The organism is Candidatus Krumholzibacteriia bacterium (genome assembly GCA_035649275.1).
Classification (GTDB): Bacteria; Krumholzibacteriota; Krumholzibacteriia.
The window spans coordinates 1-16502 of the sequence record DASRJW010000062.1 but is presented as its reverse complement, the minus strand read 5'-3'; the positions used below and the strand labels follow the sequence as shown (position 1 = coordinate 16502).

The 16502-nt window shown below is 66.4% G+C and carries 7 protein-coding genes; 2 read left to right on the top strand and 5 right to left on the bottom strand.

Annotated features, from left to right (window positions below; all coding sequences use genetic code 11):
• Window positions 1-136 precede the first annotated feature (136 nt).
• Entirely contained in the window at window positions 137-2317 is a 2181-nt protein-coding gene (locus VFE28_06285) for a DPP IV N-terminal domain-containing protein (GenBank protein ID HZM15592.1), read from the bottom strand.
• A gap of 288 nt (window positions 2318-2605) precedes the next feature.
• Window positions 2606-4828 (bottom strand): FlgD immunoglobulin-like domain containing protein, encoded by a 2223-nt coding sequence (locus tag VFE28_06280; protein ID HZM15591.1) that lies wholly within the window; start codon window positions 4826-4828, stop codon window positions 2606-2608.
• A gap of 269 nt (window positions 4829-5097) precedes the next feature.
• On the opposite strand from VFE28_06280, the gene VFE28_06275 reads away from it, so the two are divergent.
• Window positions 5098-7767 carry a DUF3656 domain-containing protein gene (locus VFE28_06275; GenBank protein ID HZM15590.1) on the top strand — a complete coding sequence of 890 codons (2670 nt, stop codon included), beginning with the start codon at window positions 5098-5100 and terminating at the stop codon, window positions 7765-7767.
• Window positions 7768-7865: 98 nt separating this feature from the next.
• Here VFE28_06275 and VFE28_06270 read toward each other — a convergent pair whose 3' ends face one another.
• The 3 genes from VFE28_06270 to VFE28_06260 all read right to left on the bottom strand — a co-directional run bounded on the left by VFE28_06270 (window position 7866) and on the right by VFE28_06260 (window position 13815).
• Window positions 7866-8324: a CHRD domain-containing protein gene (locus VFE28_06270; GenBank protein HZM15589.1), complete on the bottom strand. Its 459-nt coding sequence runs from the start codon at window positions 8322-8324 to the stop codon at window positions 7866-7868.
• Between the two features lie 184 nt (window positions 8325-8508).
• Window positions 8509-11082, bottom strand: coding sequence for a M14 family metallopeptidase (locus VFE28_06265; GenBank protein ID HZM15588.1), 2574 nt, complete (start codon window positions 11080-11082; stop codon window positions 8509-8511).
• 102 nt (window positions 11083-11184) lie between these two features.
• Window positions 11185-13815, bottom strand: coding sequence for a right-handed parallel beta-helix repeat-containing protein (locus VFE28_06260; GenBank protein ID HZM15587.1), 2631 nt, complete (start codon window positions 13813-13815; stop codon window positions 11185-11187).
• A gap of 721 nt (window positions 13816-14536) precedes the next feature.
• Between VFE28_06260 and VFE28_06255 the strand changes: the two genes are divergently transcribed.
• Complete coding sequence (locus VFE28_06255) at window positions 14537-16072, top strand: O-antigen ligase family protein (protein ID HZM15586.1); 1536 nt, start codon at window positions 14537-14539, stop codon at window positions 16070-16072.
• Window positions 16073-16502: the final 430 nt, after the last annotated feature.

Here is a 16502-nt window from a genome sequence, read left to right as displayed (position 1 = left end):
GGCGAGCCACAAGCACGGCAGGAGTCCCGGCCAGCGCACCCGGCCGGGCTCGGAGCTGCTCGGCACGCTTCCTCCCGTCACAGCCGTGGGCTCGATGACGCCGCCGGGATGGGACGAACGTCGCGACGCTCGTGGATCACGGCGCGCTTCGAGCGCGGGCCTCCACGGGCGGAGTGCTCGCCTCGCCGCTCAGGTGCTGGAGGAAGAACGCCGCCATGCGGCTCTGCAGGCGCACGGTCACCATGGGATCGGGCACCATGTGAGTGAAACCCGAGAGCGGCACGAACTCGTAGGGTTTCCCGGCGCGGAAGAGAGCGTTGGCGAGCTTGAGACTGTGCACGAAGTAGACGTTGTCGTCGTCGGTGCCGTGGATGATGAGGACCGGTCGTTCCAGCTTCCCGGCGTAGGTGAGCACCGAGCTGGCGGTGTAGCCCGCGGCGTTCTTCTCCGGCAGACCCATGTAGCGCTCGGTGTAGTGCGTGTCGTAGTCGAGCCAGTCCGCCACCGGGGCGCCGATGACGCCGGCGCGGTAGACCTCGGGCCGGCGCATCACGGCGTGGGCGGTGAAGTAGCCGCCGAAAGACCAGCCATAGATGCCGACGCGCCCCAGATCCATCTCCGGGAAGCGCCGGCCGAGGGCCTGCAGGCCGGCCACTTGATCCTCGAGGGGCACGTCGATGAGGTTGCCCTTGATGGTGCGCTCCCACTCCCGCCCCCGGTTCGGCGTGCCGCGGCCATCCAGTGCCACCACCAGGAAGCCTTGATCGGCGAACCATTGCTGCAGGAAGTAGCTGCGCCGCGAAGCAAGCACCATCTGGGCGTGCGGACCGCCGTAGACCTGCACGAGCACCGGATACTTGCGGGCGGGATCGAACTGGCGCGGCCGGATGACCCGGGCGTGGAACACTGGGTTGTCGCCGACTTTCACCAGCTCCACCTGGGGCAGGAAGGGCGGCGTTTCGGCGGCGCTCGTGAGCTGCCCCAGGACCTCGCCGCCGCTCCGGCGCACGGTCCAGCGCTCCTCGCCGGCCCAGGTGCTGGACCAGTGCACGTACACCGAGTGGCCGAAGCCGAAGAAAGCATCGTGGACGCCCGGCTCCTCGCTCTGGCGCACCGGCGCGCCACGCCCCGGATCGAGGCCGACGCGCCAGAGATGTTTCTCCGTCGGGTTCTTGCTGGCGATGACGAGGACCGCCTGCGAGGCCTCGTCCACATCGGCCACGGACATCAGTCCGAAGTCGGGCGGCGTGAGCACGTGCTGCAGCTTGCCGTTGCGGTCGTGCCGCTCGAGCTGCAAGGCCCCGCCACGCTCGCTCATCCACAGGAAGCCCTTGCCGCTCGCGAGCCACTTGGGCATGCGCGGTGCGAGGTTGATCCAGGCCGCATCGGTCTCGACCAAGAGCTGCGTCGCCTTCCCGGTCGCCGCATCCACGGCCATGAGGTGTTCCTCGGTCTGCTCCCGATTCTGGATCAGCAGGGTGAGCGGCGCGTTCTCCTCCCAGCGGACTGCGGCCAGGTAAGGAAACGCCTGGCGATCCCATTCCACCCAGGTGGTGTTGCCGCCGCGAGCGGAGACGAGGCCGAGCCGGACCTCGGCGTTCTTGCCGCCGGTGCGTGGATAGGGCCTGCCCGAGGGTTCCTTGGCCGGATCCGCCGGGTCGGCGACGAAGAATTGCTGCATGCCCGCGGTGTTCGATTCCTCGTAGGCCAGCGTGGCGCTGTCGGGTGCCCACCAGAAGCCGCGGAAGCGTCCCATCTCTTCTTGCGCCGCGAACTCCGCCAGGCCGTGATTGACCTCGCCCCCACCGCCCGTGGTGAGGCGGGTTTCCGTGCCCGAAGCGACATCGGTCACGTAGAGGTCGCCGTCGCGGACGCAGGCGAGGCGCTTGCCATCCGGCGAAAGCTGCGGGTCGATGGGATAGCCGGCTTGGCTGGTGATCTCCCTAGCCGTCCGCGTGCTGCGCTCGACCAGAAAGAGCCGGCCCGAGAGCGGCACGAGCAGCGTCTTGCCGTCGCGGGAGAGGCTGTAGGCGGTGATGCCGCGGGCCGCCATGCGCATGCGCTCGCGACGGGCGCGCTCCTCGGGCGAGAGCGCCTCCTCGTGACCTCCGAGCAGACTGTCCGCCGAGAGCAGTACCGCCTCGCGACCCGTGCGCGTGTCGAATTGATAGAGGCTCTGCACGAAGGAGCGCGGCCCGGAGCGCAGGAAGAGGACCGCGTCGCCCTCGGGTGTGACCTGAATGGCCGTGGGCTGGCCGAGCGAAAAGCCCTTGGTGGCCGCGTACTGCTCGAGGAAGTCCAGTGCGGAGAGCTGCATGGTTTGGGACCTCGTGGGCTCGGCGGCGGTGGCCGCGGGGGGAAGCGGCACGGTGCACACAGCGGCGACGAGCGTCATGCCGCGTGCCCAAGCCACTGCGGTGGAATCAGCGACTCGCGGGCGGCGGAAGCAGTATCCCATGGGACCTCCGTCGAGCAAGGACCGAAAACCAACGCACCTGGTCCGCACGCGTCCGGCGTGGAGGCGCATCTCCGAGCCGGGCAGCGCCCGTCCCACGGTCCAGTGGCCTCATCCTACTTGATTTCGAGCCGGCAAGCAGAAGCGGGGCTACTCGCCGATCAACACCAGTTTCTTGCTGTCGCCGGCATCCTCCGACCGGAGCCGGAGCACGTAGATGCCGCTGCCCACGGTCCGGCCGGCATCATCGCGACGATCCCAAGTCAATAAGTAGTGGCCGGGTTCGGTCAGGCCCTGAGCGAGGTTCCGCACCAACCGACCCCTCATGTCGTAGAGATCGAGACGCGCCGTGCCGATCGATCGTGCCAGGCTGAAGCGCAGCTCCACCGGGCCGCTCGCTGGAATGCCAGGGGGGGCGATCATGGTTCGGAACACCGCTCCGTTCCCCACGACGACGTCGATGGGTCCCACGGTGCTGATGGATCCGTTCGTCGAGAGGAGCTGGAGGCGATACCAGTACGTGCGTCCCGCCTCGACCGCGAGGTCTTCGAAGGTCATCGATGCTTTCGGGCTCAGTGCCGGCTCGGTGCGGTTGGCGTAGGGCCCACCCTGCCTGTCGGCGCGCTGGACGTGCAGGCTCTGGAGTTCGCTCACCGCCTCGGGCCCCAAACCCCAGGTGAGAACCACACGACCATCCTCGGCCTGGACCCCGAGGTTCTCCACCCACACTGCTGTGGGCTCCGGGAAGGAGGTGCACGGTGTTCCCGAGGCCCCCGGCAGCTCCGTCCCACCATTTACGTACGCCATCTGGCAGTTGGCCCAGTTCGCAGGAACCACCCCGGCTGCCGTGATCGCTTCGAGCGCTCCCGCGTAGCGTGTCCAGCGACCCTTGAAATGATTCCCCGCTTCGCTTTCGACGAAGACCGGAATCGAGCGCAAGGCGTCGAAGTAGGAAGAGCCCGGGCTGCCGAGTTCAGCGACGGTGGCGCCGTCCTGCAGATGCACGTAGGCGTCGAAGAGGGCCTGCAGCGAGGTGCGGACGCAGTTCACGATGACATCGCGATCGAGGGCGCCGTAGTGGCGCACCTCGCCATCTCCGCGGATGAAGAATTGATCGCCCCTGAGGTTGCGCACCGTGGCGCCGTCATGGTTGAAACTGTCGTGGTAGCTGTGCTCGGTGATCGACCACCCGGCCCACACACCCTGGTAGCTCGGCAGGAAATCGTGGCGTTCCCCCGTTCGGTCGGCAATCGCAGGGAGCGCTCCCAGCTGCACCCGCCCCGCCGCATTGCGCGTACCGCCGCCCTTGGCGATCACGTTCTCCATCCACTGATAGGCGAGATCCGTCGTGAGTCTCTCATCCTCCATGATCCCGCGCGAGGTCTCGTCGCGGTTGGTCACGATGTGACCGAAACAGAAGAGATCGGTGAGGCTGTGCAAGGCGTTGGCCTCGTAGTGCAATGCAGTGTTCCAATGAATCGGGTTCGAACGCGCCGCATCGACGTAAAGGAGCGCCAAGCGATGCATCCCGATGTACCAGGCCACAGCGGCGCTCGAGAAATGCCAATCGTTGACGTTGGCGATGCGCATCATCTCGTCGCCCCACCAGGCCGCGTCCTCGTACTCTCCATCGTAACAAGTGTTGCTGAACGCGTTCCCAGCACAGCCGAAGGGCGGCCACAAGCCGGCGGCAATCCGTTTCAAGTAGACGTCGCTGCGCTGCTCCGAAGGCTGATAGCCGCAAGTGCGCCAGGGCCAGACCCCATAGCAGTCCGTGCCTCTGTAGAAGCCGATCGTGCTCAGCTTGGCATCGGAGAGGTAGCATTTGCCGGTCAGGCAAAAGCTCGTCCTGCGGTAGTCGCCGTAGATCGAAACCAAGTCGCCAAAGCTGAACGTCCTCACGTTGTCGTCCAAGTAGCCCGAGACCCAGAGGGCGTTCTCCCGCACCAGATCGATCGGAGGCACCCACATGTTGATGTTCCCCTCGATCTGATTGAAGCTGCTGTGGTCGGAATCCCAGTAGGAGTTGTCCTGCACGGCGATCTCGTACTGGTCATAGGCCGGTGGGTAGGAATCGGCAGATCCGTCCCAGGGGAGACAGCGCGAATGCCATTTCGCCTGATTGCTGGCGTAGCCGACCGCCAGATTCTTTGCCGCGGTGTAGGCGGCGTGCAGGGACGAGGTGGGGAAGCTTTCGAAGCGGGTCGGCCACGGCAACTGGATGGAGGGATCGGGCACGACGAGCGCGACGCCCCAGTCGACTAAGAGTTTGTGTTCTTCGGAATTGAATGCCTGGACCACCTGGCGTACGGGCAGCAAGAGGGTCACCATGGAAAAGAGTAGGGAGGTGACGAACCGGATGCGTGACGACATGGTCATCCTCCTGGCCTGGCGCCTGAACCATGCATGGTTGCGCAGGTGTCGCGTCCGTCGTTCCACCCGCGCCCGTGCAAGGCTCCAAACGTCGATAAGTGCAGTCCATTCCGATCGAAGGGACCAAGGCTGCGCGTTCGAGGTGTGCGACTTTCCACCAGCTTACTCCGTCCGTGACACCTCGGCAAGGGTCGTGCACATGGGCAGCAGGGCGGCGCTGGTTTTGCCCCCGATTGTGAAGTGCCATCGACCTTCGTTATCATCCTCGGGTGACGAAGAAACCCGGTGAAAAGTCCCGCGCGCGGCCGGAGTTGCTGGCACCGGCGGGCGACGCCGAAGCATTGCGCGTGGCGCTGCAGTGCGGCGCCGACGCCGTCTATTTCGGCTTGCAGGAAGGCTTCAACGCCCGGGCGCGGGCGGGGAACTTCTCTCTCGACGGCTTGCCGGATACGGTGGCGCAGATCCACCAGGCAGGGGCCCGGGCCTACCTGGCGCTGAACACGCTCGTCTTCGAGCCCGAGCTGTCGCACGTCGAGGACGTGATCCGCCGCGCTGCTGCCGCCGGCGTCGACGCACTCCTGGTGCAAGATCCTGCGGTGGCTCTGCTCGCGCGCCGGTTGGCGCCCGAGGTCGAAATCCATGCCAGCACGCAGATGACGATCTCGAGCCCCGAAGCAGCCGTGTTCGCCGCAGATCTGGGGGCCACGCGCGTGGTCTTGCCGCGGGAGCTCTCGGTCCGCGAGATCGGCGTGTTCGTCGCCGGCACGACGCTGGAAACCGAGGTGTTCATCCACGGCGCCCTTTGCGTCGCCTGGAGCGGCCAGTGCCTGACGAGCGAGGCCTGGGGTGGGAGGTCGGCCAACCGCGGCCAATGCGCGCAATCGTGCCGCATGCCTTACGACCTCGTCCTGGACGGGAGCGTCCGCGACCTCGGCGACGTGCGCTACTTGCTGTCGCCGAAGGATCTGGCGGGTGTGCGCGCCGTGCCCGAACTCGTGGCGCTCGGCGTGCATGGCCTCAAGATCGAAGGCCGGCAGAAAGGCCCGCAGTACGTGGCCACCGCAGTGCGCGCCTACCGCCATTGGTTGGACGCGGTCGTGGATGGCAAGCTGGAATCCAGCCCAGCATTGGAGCAACTCCAGAAGGACTTGCTCGCCACCTCCCTGGCTTTCACCCGCGGCTTCGGCGACGGCTTCCTCGCCGGCAACGATCATCAGACGCTGGTCGAAGGCCGCTTCCCCAAGCATCGCGGCGCCTACCTCGGTCGTGTCGTGAGCGTGGAGACGCAGGAGGTCACGGTCGATACCTCGAGCGATGGCCGCCCGTGGACGGGGGCGCTGGCGCTCGGGGATCGGGACGCCGGACCGCAGGGAACGGTGAGCGCTCCGCTCACCGCAGGCGGTGGCAGCGCCGAAGCAGCGAGCGGTGCCGCGGTGCCGGCGGTCGAAGTGAAGCCAGGCATGGGCGTCGTCTTCGACGCCGGACAGCCGGAAGATCCGCACGAACCCGGCGGTCCAGTGTTCCGTGTGGAGATCCAGCGGCAGCGCCTCGTTCTCGGCTTCGGCAAGCCCGGACCCGATCTGCGCCGAGTCTTGCCGGGACAACGCGTCTGGGTGACGAGCGATCCCGACCTCGTTCGCGAGTCCGAGCGGCTGCTGCAGCACGAGACGTCGCGCGCGCGCCTCCCTCTCTGGTTCGAAGTCGAAGGGCGAGCGGGTGCGCCGCTCCGGATTCGCGCCCGTACCGCCACGCGACGAGCGGAGGTCGAGACGCGCGAAGCGGCCGAGCCTGCAGCGGGAGCGGGGCTCGCGGCAGAGCTGCTGCGGGCGAAGCTTGGTGCCCTGGGGGAGACACCCTTCACGCTTGCCGGCCTGGACGTGCAGCAACTCGCCCCGGGATTGCACGTCCCGGTGTCGGCCCTCAAATCGGCGCGGCGCGCCTTGGTAACGAAACTCTTGGAGGCGGAGGCGGCGGCACCTCGCGAGCCGAGGTCTCCCGCGGCGACGGTGGCGGAGCCGCGCCTCGGTCGGTCGCATTTCGCGCTGCCGGCGCTCGCGGCCCCCGAGAAAGACGCGGTGGTTCTGCCGCTCTGCCGGCGCCCAGAGCAGCTCGAAGCCGCCATCGAGACCGGCGTTCCCGAGGTGGAGCTGGACTGGATGGAGTTCGTCGGACTGGGAGCCGCGGTCGAGCGGGCGCGCCGCGCCGGGCTCGGCGTCACCCTCGCCACGCTCCGGGTGCAGAAGCCGGGCGAGGAGGCCTACGACAGCCGGCTGGCGCGTCTCGAGCCGGACGGCGTGCTCGTCCGCCACTGGGGCGGGATGGTGGCCTTCGCGCGCCTGCGGGCCGAGCAGCCCGAGCGGTTCTCGCGCCTCAGGATCCACGGCGACTTCTCGCTCAACGTCACCAACTCGCACACGGCGAGACATCTCTTCGGCTGGGGCTTGGACACGCAGACGGCGGCGCACGACCTCGACGAGGCGCAGCTCCTCGCCCTGCTGGCGCAAGTGCCGGCGGAACGCTTCACCGTCGTGGTGCACCATCGCATGCCGACGTTCCACACCGAGCACTGCGTCTATGCCCATCTTCTCGCCAACGGCCGCGACCACCGCACCTGTGGCCGTCCGTGCGAAGCGCACGAGGTCGGCCTCCGGGATCACTTGCAGCGCGTGCACCCGGTGATCGTGGATGCAGGTTGCCGCAACACGGTGTTCGATTCCGAAGCGCAGAGCGCGGCGCGGTTGGTGCCGCGTCTGCTCCGTGCCGGAGTCCGGCGCTTCCGGGTCGAGTTCGTGCGCGAGACGCAGGACGAAGCTGCGACCGTGCTCGCGGCCTACGTGGCGCTCCTTGCCGGCCGCGCCACGCCCGAGGCGGTGCTGCGCGAGCTCGGCGCCGTCGCCCAGCAGGGCGTGAGCGCGCGGGCGATGCAGCTCCTCGGCTGATCTGTACGAAGCGCTGGCAGGCGAAAGAAACGAGGCCGGGGAGATCCCCGGCCTCGACTTGGAAACGCGGACCGCGCGGATTCACTGATGGAGTGCCTTCACGGCTTATAGAGCGCCTTCACGGCTCCCCAAGTGCTCTGGTCCACCGACACGGTGTTGAAGATCTGGCCACGGATCTCGCCGCCCGCGAAGTTCGGCAGCGTGTGGATGTTCACGTACATCAGGCCGGCGTTGAGGTTGGCCTCCTGCGTCGGCGTGAGCGGACCCACGCTACCCACCTTGGGGTTGGTCGCGGGCAGCCCGAACAAGACGCCGGCAGCCGTACCTGGGGGTGCGCAGCAGTGGATGTGGGCGGCAGATTCCGTTCCCAGCAGACCGCTGTAGGAGATGTTGAACGACAGCATCTTCCCGGCATCCAGGGTGAAACTCCCAGTCCCCGTGGCGGGCGAAGCCGTGCCGTCCTGGGGTCCGGTGATGATGGCGCTGTACGTCTGGGCGCCGGCGACCCCTGCGATGAGTAGCAGTGCCGCGGCCGAGAGAGCGATGGCTTTGTGCATGTGTTACCTCCGCTGCCGTCCAAAAGAAGAATGAAGACTCGGGCGCGGCACGCCGCACCCCGGAGGATCAAGACTGGGGTCGATCCGTATCTTACCAGAGGGAAAGACGCGGCACAAGAGACCACGGCGGAACACCGCTCCCACCGCAGATTTCCCGGTCTCTCCGCCTGGGTCCGGGAATCCCCTAGTCGTCCATGGGCTCGAGGAGGGAACCGAAGAAGAGGGCGTTGAGGAACAACTTGTTTGTAACCAGCCAGTAGGCGCGGAAGGCAGGGTCGTCGAGGATCAGGATGACGGCGCCCCGGCCGAGCCTGCGAGCCACCACGGCCGCCGTGCCGTCGAGGCGCGCCGCGTTCGCCTTCGAGATGTAGCCCGAGAGCAGGGGCTGCGGCGTGTACTGGGCGACCGTGGTGTAGGGGTCGGCGCTCGTCTGCATGAACAGCCGGTGGTCGCGGAAGACAGCGAGGCGGTCGTCCCGGTAGCCGTAGCCCAGCGGGTGCGTGCGGTCGAGAGCGACGGCGAAGATGGCGCCGCTGATCTCTCGCGCCCCGGAACGGCTGGGCTGCTCCGCGTAGGGCAGGCGCTGCCGCCCGACGCCCGTGGAATCTGCGGCGTCGGGCTTGAACTCCACCTTCACGAACTGCTTCTTCGCTGCCCACGCGGCGGCGCGCCCCATCGCCACGAGCACGCCTCCCGACTGCACCCAACGTTTCAAATCTTCGGTCCGCGTCTCGTCGAAAGCGCCGTACTCGCCATCGACGCAGACGACGTGGGTGCAGCGCTTGAGCGCTGCGGCGTCGAGATTCGCTGCCTCCACCAGCGGCAACGGCACGTGAAAGCGCTGGTCCAGCAAGTGCCAGATCTCCCCGGCTTCGTTTGCCCCGACCCCCGTGCCCACGACGAGGATCGGCTTCGGGCGCTGCAACACCCGGAAACTCGGGCTGCCGAGTTGCGCGCCGCCGGCGGTGAAGCCCGTGCTGAGCGCCTGTACGTCGACGCCGTCCTCGGCAGCGGCCTGCTGCGCCAGCGCCAAGATCCTTTCCGGCGCCACGTCCTGACCGCCGACGGGAACGACGATGGTGCCACGGTCGAAGGCGATGGAACCATCGGAAGCGGCGGCGTTGAAGGGACGCGTGGCGACCTGGGCGCGGAGGCCCGCGCTCTGCAACCTGTAGAGAGCACGCGGTGCGTAGTACTCGCTCCACGCGAAGGCGAAAGCGTACGGGAGCGAACTCGGTGCGCGCCCCACCGGCGTGGTCACGCTCTCGAGAGTTGGGCCCAGGAGATCTCCGGGAAGTCGATCCATCTCGCTGCACGGAACACCCATGGCGAGCGGCAGCGTCCAGGCGGAGACGTCGTAGAACAAGCTGTCGGTGAAGCTGGTGCGTCGCTCGAAGAGCGCCCTGGTCAGGCGGTACTGCGGTTGCGCCAGAGACACGACCCAGGCGCTTCCGGGCTGATAGCGATGACCGTCTTGATCGAGGGGCCGGGCCAAGGCGCGCACCTCGATCTCGTGCGCCCGGAGGAGTCGCAACATTTCGGCGGCGCTGCCGCGGTCGGCGGAGTCACCGAAGACGTAGCCCTTGACGCGATCGCTTTTGGCGAGCCCGGCACTGCCGTCGTAGAACTCCTTCTGGTACCGCAGGAGATCGAGCCGATGCGCCAGGGCCCCTTGCAAGGTGGAGAGTGAGCCGAGGAACTGGTTGCGGATGGCGAACGAGAAGGAGAGCGGTCCGTGCGCCGTGTCCTGCAAGTTCCCCCGGGCGCTGGCCTGCTCGAAGAGGATGCCGACGGCACCGTTCACATCCGGGTAGGTGGAACCCTTGCCGTAGTAGAAGTCGTCGAAGCGCTCCTCCGTGAAGTAGAGCCGTCCTTCGGCGTCCAGCGCCCGAGCGTGGAATGCGGCGAGCGCCCGGGTGAGCTCGACGTTCCGTTCCGGCGTGTACGGATGCCGGCGGCTCGGCACGCCGGGCTGGAAGAAGAAGGTGGCATCCGAGTCCATTTCGTGGAAATCGGCGAGCACGTTGGGCTTCCAGCGATGGAACACTTGCAAGCGCGCCTGCGTCTCCGGATGCTGGACCGGAAGCCAGTCGCGGTTGAGATCGAACCAGTAGTGGTTCGTGCGCCCACTCGGCCAACCTTCCTGGTGCTCGCGGTTCAGACGCTCGCCGACAGGCGTCGCCCCGCGATGCATGTTGGCCCAAGTGGCGAAGCGTTGCAGGCCGTCCGGATTGAGGGCGGGATCGAGGAGGACGACGGTGTGGGCGAGCAGCGCATCGATCTCGGGCCCCTGTGCTGCCGCCAGATGGTAGGCGACCAGGAGGGAGGCGTTGGAGCCGCTCGCCTCGTTGCCGTGGATGCTGTAGCCGAGAAAGACGACGACGGGCAGCGCTTCCACATCGACCTTCGCCCCCGGTTGGGTGAGCGATCGGTGCGCGAGGCGCAATTCCTCCAGGCGGGCGTGGTTTTCCGGCGAGGTGATCGTCAGCAAGAGCAGCGGCTTTTGCTCGTAGGTGCGTCCCGTTTCCTCCCAGTGCACGCGCGGGCTCGCTGCCGCCAAGGCGCGGGCGTAGGCTGCGATCTGACCGGGCAGGGCATGCCACTCGCCGACCTGGAAACCCAGGACGGATGCCGGTGTGGGGATGCTGGGATCGTAGGAGACGCCGGGGACGAGGAGCTCGCTGGTCTCCGTCCCGCCGCTCGCGGCGGACCCGACCCCGAGGAGCAGGGCCGCGAGCAGCATGCGGAGGGATTTCATGCGCCGCCAAGGTAGCAGAAGGCGCACGTCCGCGCCAGCTGCGGTCGCCAGCGTGACGCGCGGCTCACGCCGGCGTGGAGGAGTGACGCTGTCCGCTCGTGCTCAGCGCCTGGTGGCCATGCCCCAACGCGCGCCGTAGAGCTCGTCCCGGACCACGATGCGATTGGGCGCGATGCGTGTCCCGTCGACGGACAGATCCGCACCCTTCTCCACCAGGTACGGCATCTGGATGTTGGCCATGACGAGGCCGTCCACGTCCATGGCGGACGGGCCGAATTCGGGCTTCTTCACGTACAAGGTGACGCCGACGCCGCCGCCGTCGAGGGTGGCGTCCTGGACGTGCATCTGAGACCTGTCCTTGCTGGCGAGGCCGATGGCGGTGTTCCTGAGCCGCACGTGGCGCGCGGTCATGCGGCTGTTCTCGCCCGCCGAGATTCCCTTGTCGTTCGTGCCGTTGACTTGCATGTCCACCACCTCGGTGGTGCTGCCCGAGGTATCCACGGCGTCGTTGCCGCAATTTTCGAAAGAGGTGCCCACGATGCGGCCGTCGGCGAAGTCGGCATCGAATGCATCGGACTGGGTGTTGGCGAACCGACAATTCTCCATCACATAGGTCGTGCGGATCATGTTGAGAGCATCCTCGCACTTGTTGTCCGCGAAGACGCATTGGGTGAAGTGTGCCGGCGCCTCGTAGAACGTCACCGCACTCGTCACTTCCCAGCCGTTGAGGTTCGGGTTGGCGAGGCCGATGAAGTGCACGTGCTCCAGGCTCGACTCGCCCGTCTTCGCCACCAGCACCCCGCGGCCGCGGCCATCGGAGCGGATGACCACGGGTGCTTCGGCGCTGCCGCGGAACAGGAAGCGCGAGTAGGAAAGGATGGTGACATTCGGGTCCAGAAAGAGCTCCGTGCCCGGCCCGGCCACCACATCGTAGCCGCCGGGGATGTGAACGCTCTCGTGGATCTCCCAGCGGCCGGGCCGGATGGTGATGCGCTTGGCGGCCTCGTCGACGGCGAAGCAAGGCAGCCTGTCGACGTTCGGATCCTTGCGGACGAGGTCGGCGGAGAGGACTTCGTTGTTCTGGCGGGGCCAGGCGAACACAGCCTCCGTGCGCGCCAACGAGGCGCCGATGATGCGGTACTGGACCTTCAGGTCCCGCGCCAGTTTGACGTTCTTCGGGAAGTCCGCCGGCAGGGCGAAGGTCACCACCCGATAGTTCACCGGAAGATCCGGGACCTTGGGCGCGAGGAAGATGCGCTCGCTGGGACGAAGGACGAGGGAATCCCGGAAGCTGATGCTTTCCACCTCGAGCGGCATGCTCTGGATGTTGCCGAGTTCGATCTCCATGGCCTCGGGAGTGCGGCCGTGCGCGTAAGCGTGCAGCGCGGCTTTGGGATGGAGCGAGGCGACGATGACGTCACGATTACGCTGGAACACCGACGGCGAGAAGTAGACCCAGGGGAACTCCCGGTACAGGATCGACAGCTGGTGGTTCAGATCCTTGTGGGTGTCGGCGAGCAACGACTCCAGGTATCCCGGCGCCGACAAGCGCTCCAGGGCTCGGGTGTACTCCTGGCAGAAGAGCGGATCGCTGAAGACGACGTTCTTGAAGTCCTTGGCCGGATCGTCCCAGCGGCGCTCGGCGCCGTGGGGAGCCGCAATCAGGTGACCCGCATTGGCGTCGAAGCCGATGGGCTCGAGCAGGGCCGTCACCGGGTTGTAGTAGAAACGCAGGTTGTGCCAGATGACGGCGTGCTCGCTGCCCAGGAGGTCGCACAGCGCGTAATAGGTGGCCAGGCGCTGCACGTCGAAGGCCTTGTGCGCCGGCATCTCCCCAGAACGCACCGCCTCCAGGAGGCTTCCGCCCAGGACGAAGCGCTTGTACATCCCCTTGTTGTCCAGGACCGACTGGAGCCCGAACGCGTCCACGAAGCCCGCCTGTTCCGACTGCAAGCCGGTCGGGCTCCTCGACAACGACGGCGTCGAAGCGCGGTCCGCCCAGAGGAGCTCCTCGTTCATCTTGACGATGGGGCCCTCACGGCGACGCTGGCTCTCGATCAGCCGCTTCTCGAAGTGCTCCTCCAGGGCGTACACGCCGAGGTCCTTGCCGTTGACCGAGAGCTGGACGAAGTCGTATCGCAATCCCAGGATATCCTCGCGCTTCAAGGCGCGGTGGAAGAGCCACTCGTAGGCGAAACCACGGGCCCGGGGATGATGCAGCGAGAACTGCTTCATGCCGAAGAGCGTGGCGTCGCCCTTGATCTTGACGCGGAACGACCACTTGTCGCCGAGGAGCTGGTCGGTCCAGTCGCCCTTGAGGCGCATGCGCACCTCGGTGGTCATGTCCCCGTGGTGGAGGAAGGCGGGGACGAAGTCGTCGTCGCCGGAGTTGAGGATGCCCGTCTTCAGCGCCGCGTCGCGCTTCATCTGCAGCTTGGCGAAGTCCGTGGCGTCCATGCTGATGCCGAGGCGGTCGGGGCGGCCGAAGATCTGACCCTGCACCCAGTGGGGAATGATGGCCAGCTTGGTCCCGAGTACGTTCTCCAGCATTTGATCCCAGGTGATGGCGCGCCGGGTCTTGTTGAGGATGACCCCGTAGTACATGCTCCCCAAGCTCGTCGCGGTGAAGGCGAGGAGGAGCACGACGGTGGCGACGAGGGTCTTCATCCGCCCGGAGCTGCGCCTCCATCGATTCATGATCCAGGTGGGAAGTTGGGTGAGATCAAAGCGCATGGAATATCCCCGGTTCGTGATGAGGATGGTCGATCCGCTGTCGAGCTCTAATACTCAGAAGGAGGTCAGCGGCGCAGCCCCGCTCGAGGCGACGAAAGAATGAGACGACCCGCGCGGTGGCCGTGCATTACGAGAAGACAGTGTATCACAATCGACCACGACGCCTCGATGCGCCGGCTCGCTGACCTCGGTACGCCGACCCAAGAGGCTCGTTCGATCATTCAGCACGCCACGATCGGGAGCGTTGAGGCACTCTCAACCGTCGCCCGGCTCCTGTCCTGGCTCGGCACCATCCGCCAGCCCGTCGTCGTCCGTTTGCTCAGCGTGAGTATTGGGTGAATCCGCACAATCCTCACCGTTTGGCGGGTACAGCAGGCTTGGATCGGTCAAGAAGCGCCGGGCGGAATGACCGGAGAAACTGCGGCGGAATCACGGAAGAGCGACGGCGGAACCACGGCTCGGGGGAAACCAGGAGCGCTGGGTGGAAACCGAGAGCTCCGGATGGAAACCGAAAGCTCTTAGCGGATACCGGGAGCTCTCAGCGGATACAGAGAGCCCTAAGCGGAAGCCGAGAGCAGCGTCGGCAAGGAGCCGCAGACCACGCCGCCACAGACCGGGCAGAGCGCCAGCAAACCGATGCGCGCCGACCGACACCGAGATGGTAAAATAGGAGGAGCCAAATCTCGGCGGCCCGGCCGCTTGCCTCGGAGATTCCATCTCGATGAGTTCCTCCCAATCGGGCGTGCTGCTCGGTCCTCGCTTCACGGTATTGCTGCTCGCCGGCGTAGCCGGGATGAGCTTGCTCGCCATCGGGCAGGGGGTGAGCGTCGGGCTCGCGGCGCCCTTCGGCCTTGTTGCGCTGGGTCTCCTCTGCCTCCGCCCGATGCTGGGGACAGTGCTCTTCCTCGCCCTCGCCTACATGAACGCACCCGTGCTCATCGGCAGGGTGATCGGCAGCCCGCAGATCGCAGCGATGGGAGTGACGGCTCTGGTTGGCTTCCCGGTGCTGGTGTACATGTTCAAGCGCCGCGGTATCGTCGTGGATTACACCTTCCTGCTGATGCTCCTCTTCCTGGGTTCGCTGCTCGGCTCCAGCTTCGTTGCCGTCGACGTGCATGTCGCCTTCGCGTGGATCACGGTGTACGTCGTCGAAGGTGTGCTCATGTACTTCCTGGTGTTGAACGCCGTGCGGAGCCTCGGAATGCTGCGAGCGGCGATCTGGACGATGGTGGTCGTGAGCGCCTTCCTGAGCAGTTTGGGCCTCTACCAGGAGCTGACCCACAAGTACCAAGCGCAGTTCGGCGGGCTGGCGCAGCGCGACCTGGGGCGCGGCATCGCCGAAGACGATGACGGTACGGGCCTCGTCCGCCAGCGCAGCGAGGTGCTGGTCAGCAATCGTGCCGCGGGTCCGGTGAACGGACCCAACCGCTTCGCGCAGATCCTCATCGTCGTCTTGCCCCTCGCCTTCTTCCGTTTCCGGGACGAACGCAAGCGCTGGGTTCGGCTTTTGGCTCTCGGGTGCATGCTGCTCATCCTGGCTGGCTTCGCCATCACCTACTCGCGGGGCGGCATTCTCACCTTCGTGGGGCTCGTGATGATCATGATCTTCCTGGGGTACATCCGCTGGTGGCAGATGCTCCTTGGTGGAGTGCTGCTCATCGCGGTAGTGCTCGTCGTGGCTCCTGGGTTCTTGGGTCGCCTCGAGACCTTCCGCACCCTGCCCCAGTTGCTCTCGCAGCGCGACACCGTGGAGGGCCACGGGGCCATTCGCGGGCGCCTCACGGAGATGCTCGCTGGCGTGCACTGCTTCTTCGACTACCCGCTGCTCGGTGTCGGGCCGGGGCAGTACATGCCCTTCTACTCGGTGAAGTACATGGAGAACCCGGAGATCGCCTTCCGGAGCCTCGCCACGCAGCGCCGCGCGCACTGTCTGTACGCCGAGCTGTCGGCGGAGACGGGCATCGTGGGCATTCTCCTGTTCCTCGGCATCGTCGGCACGCTGTTGGCTCGGCTCTGGAGCCTGCGCCGCCGCTTCCGTCGCAAGCAGCCCGGCCTCGCCAACACAGCGACGGCCTTCTGGCTCGGGATCATGGGCTACTTGGGTTCGGCGGTGTTCCTGCACCTCGCCTTCCAGCGCTATCTGTGGATCCTCCTCGCCCTCGCTGGCGCGACCGTCCAGATCCTGGAAAAGGAATGGAAGCGCCTCGCCGAGCCTGTGTCTGGCGCCCCCTCCGCCCGCGATCTGCTCCACGACTAGCCTCTTCACAAACTGAGCCTGCCGACGCATCCCTCGCTTTGGAGATGCGCCCGCATTCGTGATTCTTTTCACAATGTGTTTCTTTGTGAAACGGTCAGTGCCGCACGCTGTGCAGTGCTCGTTCCTTCGTAGATTGAATGGCGACGCATCTCCGGAGGTTATCCACAGAGTTGGCACGCCGACTTGCATCTCTGTGGATAACACGAGAAGAAAACCGTCAAAGATTCTTACGCTGTCCACGATGTGTACAGCTTCAGAACCTCCGCGAGCAGTCGGCGCGCTGTTTTCCGTGCAGACCTGTTGACAAGCTTCGGCCTTTTTTCTATATTCCTCGTACACCCTTATACCCCGTTCTCCCAAGGTGCAGGTACCGTGGGAACTGAAAGAGCGATGTCGACGCCGGCCCCGGCCGGTGCGGTTGCGGCGTTTG

What these genes read in the sequence shown, in the direction of transcription:
- VFE28_06285 (HZM15592.1), bottom strand. Translation starts at nt 2,317, where the DNA reads ATGCAGCTCTCCGCACTGGACTTCCTCGAGCAGTACGCGGCCACCAAG.
- VFE28_06280 (HZM15591.1), bottom strand. Translation starts at nt 4,828, where the DNA reads ATGTCGTCACGCATCCGGTTCGTCACCTCCCTACTCTTTTCCATGGTG.
- VFE28_06270 (HZM15589.1), bottom strand. Translation starts at nt 8,324, where the DNA reads ATGCACAAAGCCATCGCTCTCTCGGCCGCGGCACTGCTACTCATCGCA.
- VFE28_06265 (HZM15588.1), bottom strand. Translation starts at nt 11,082, where the DNA reads ATGAAATCCCTCCGCATGCTGCTCGCGGCCCTGCTCCTCGGGGTCGGG.
- VFE28_06260 (HZM15587.1), bottom strand. Translation starts at nt 13,815, where the DNA reads ATGCGCTTTGATCTCACCCAACTTCCCACCTGGATCATGAATCGATGG.
- VFE28_06255 (HZM15586.1), top strand. Translation starts at nt 14,537, where the DNA reads ATGAGTTCCTCCCAATCGGGCGTGCTGCTCGGTCCTCGCTTCACGGTA.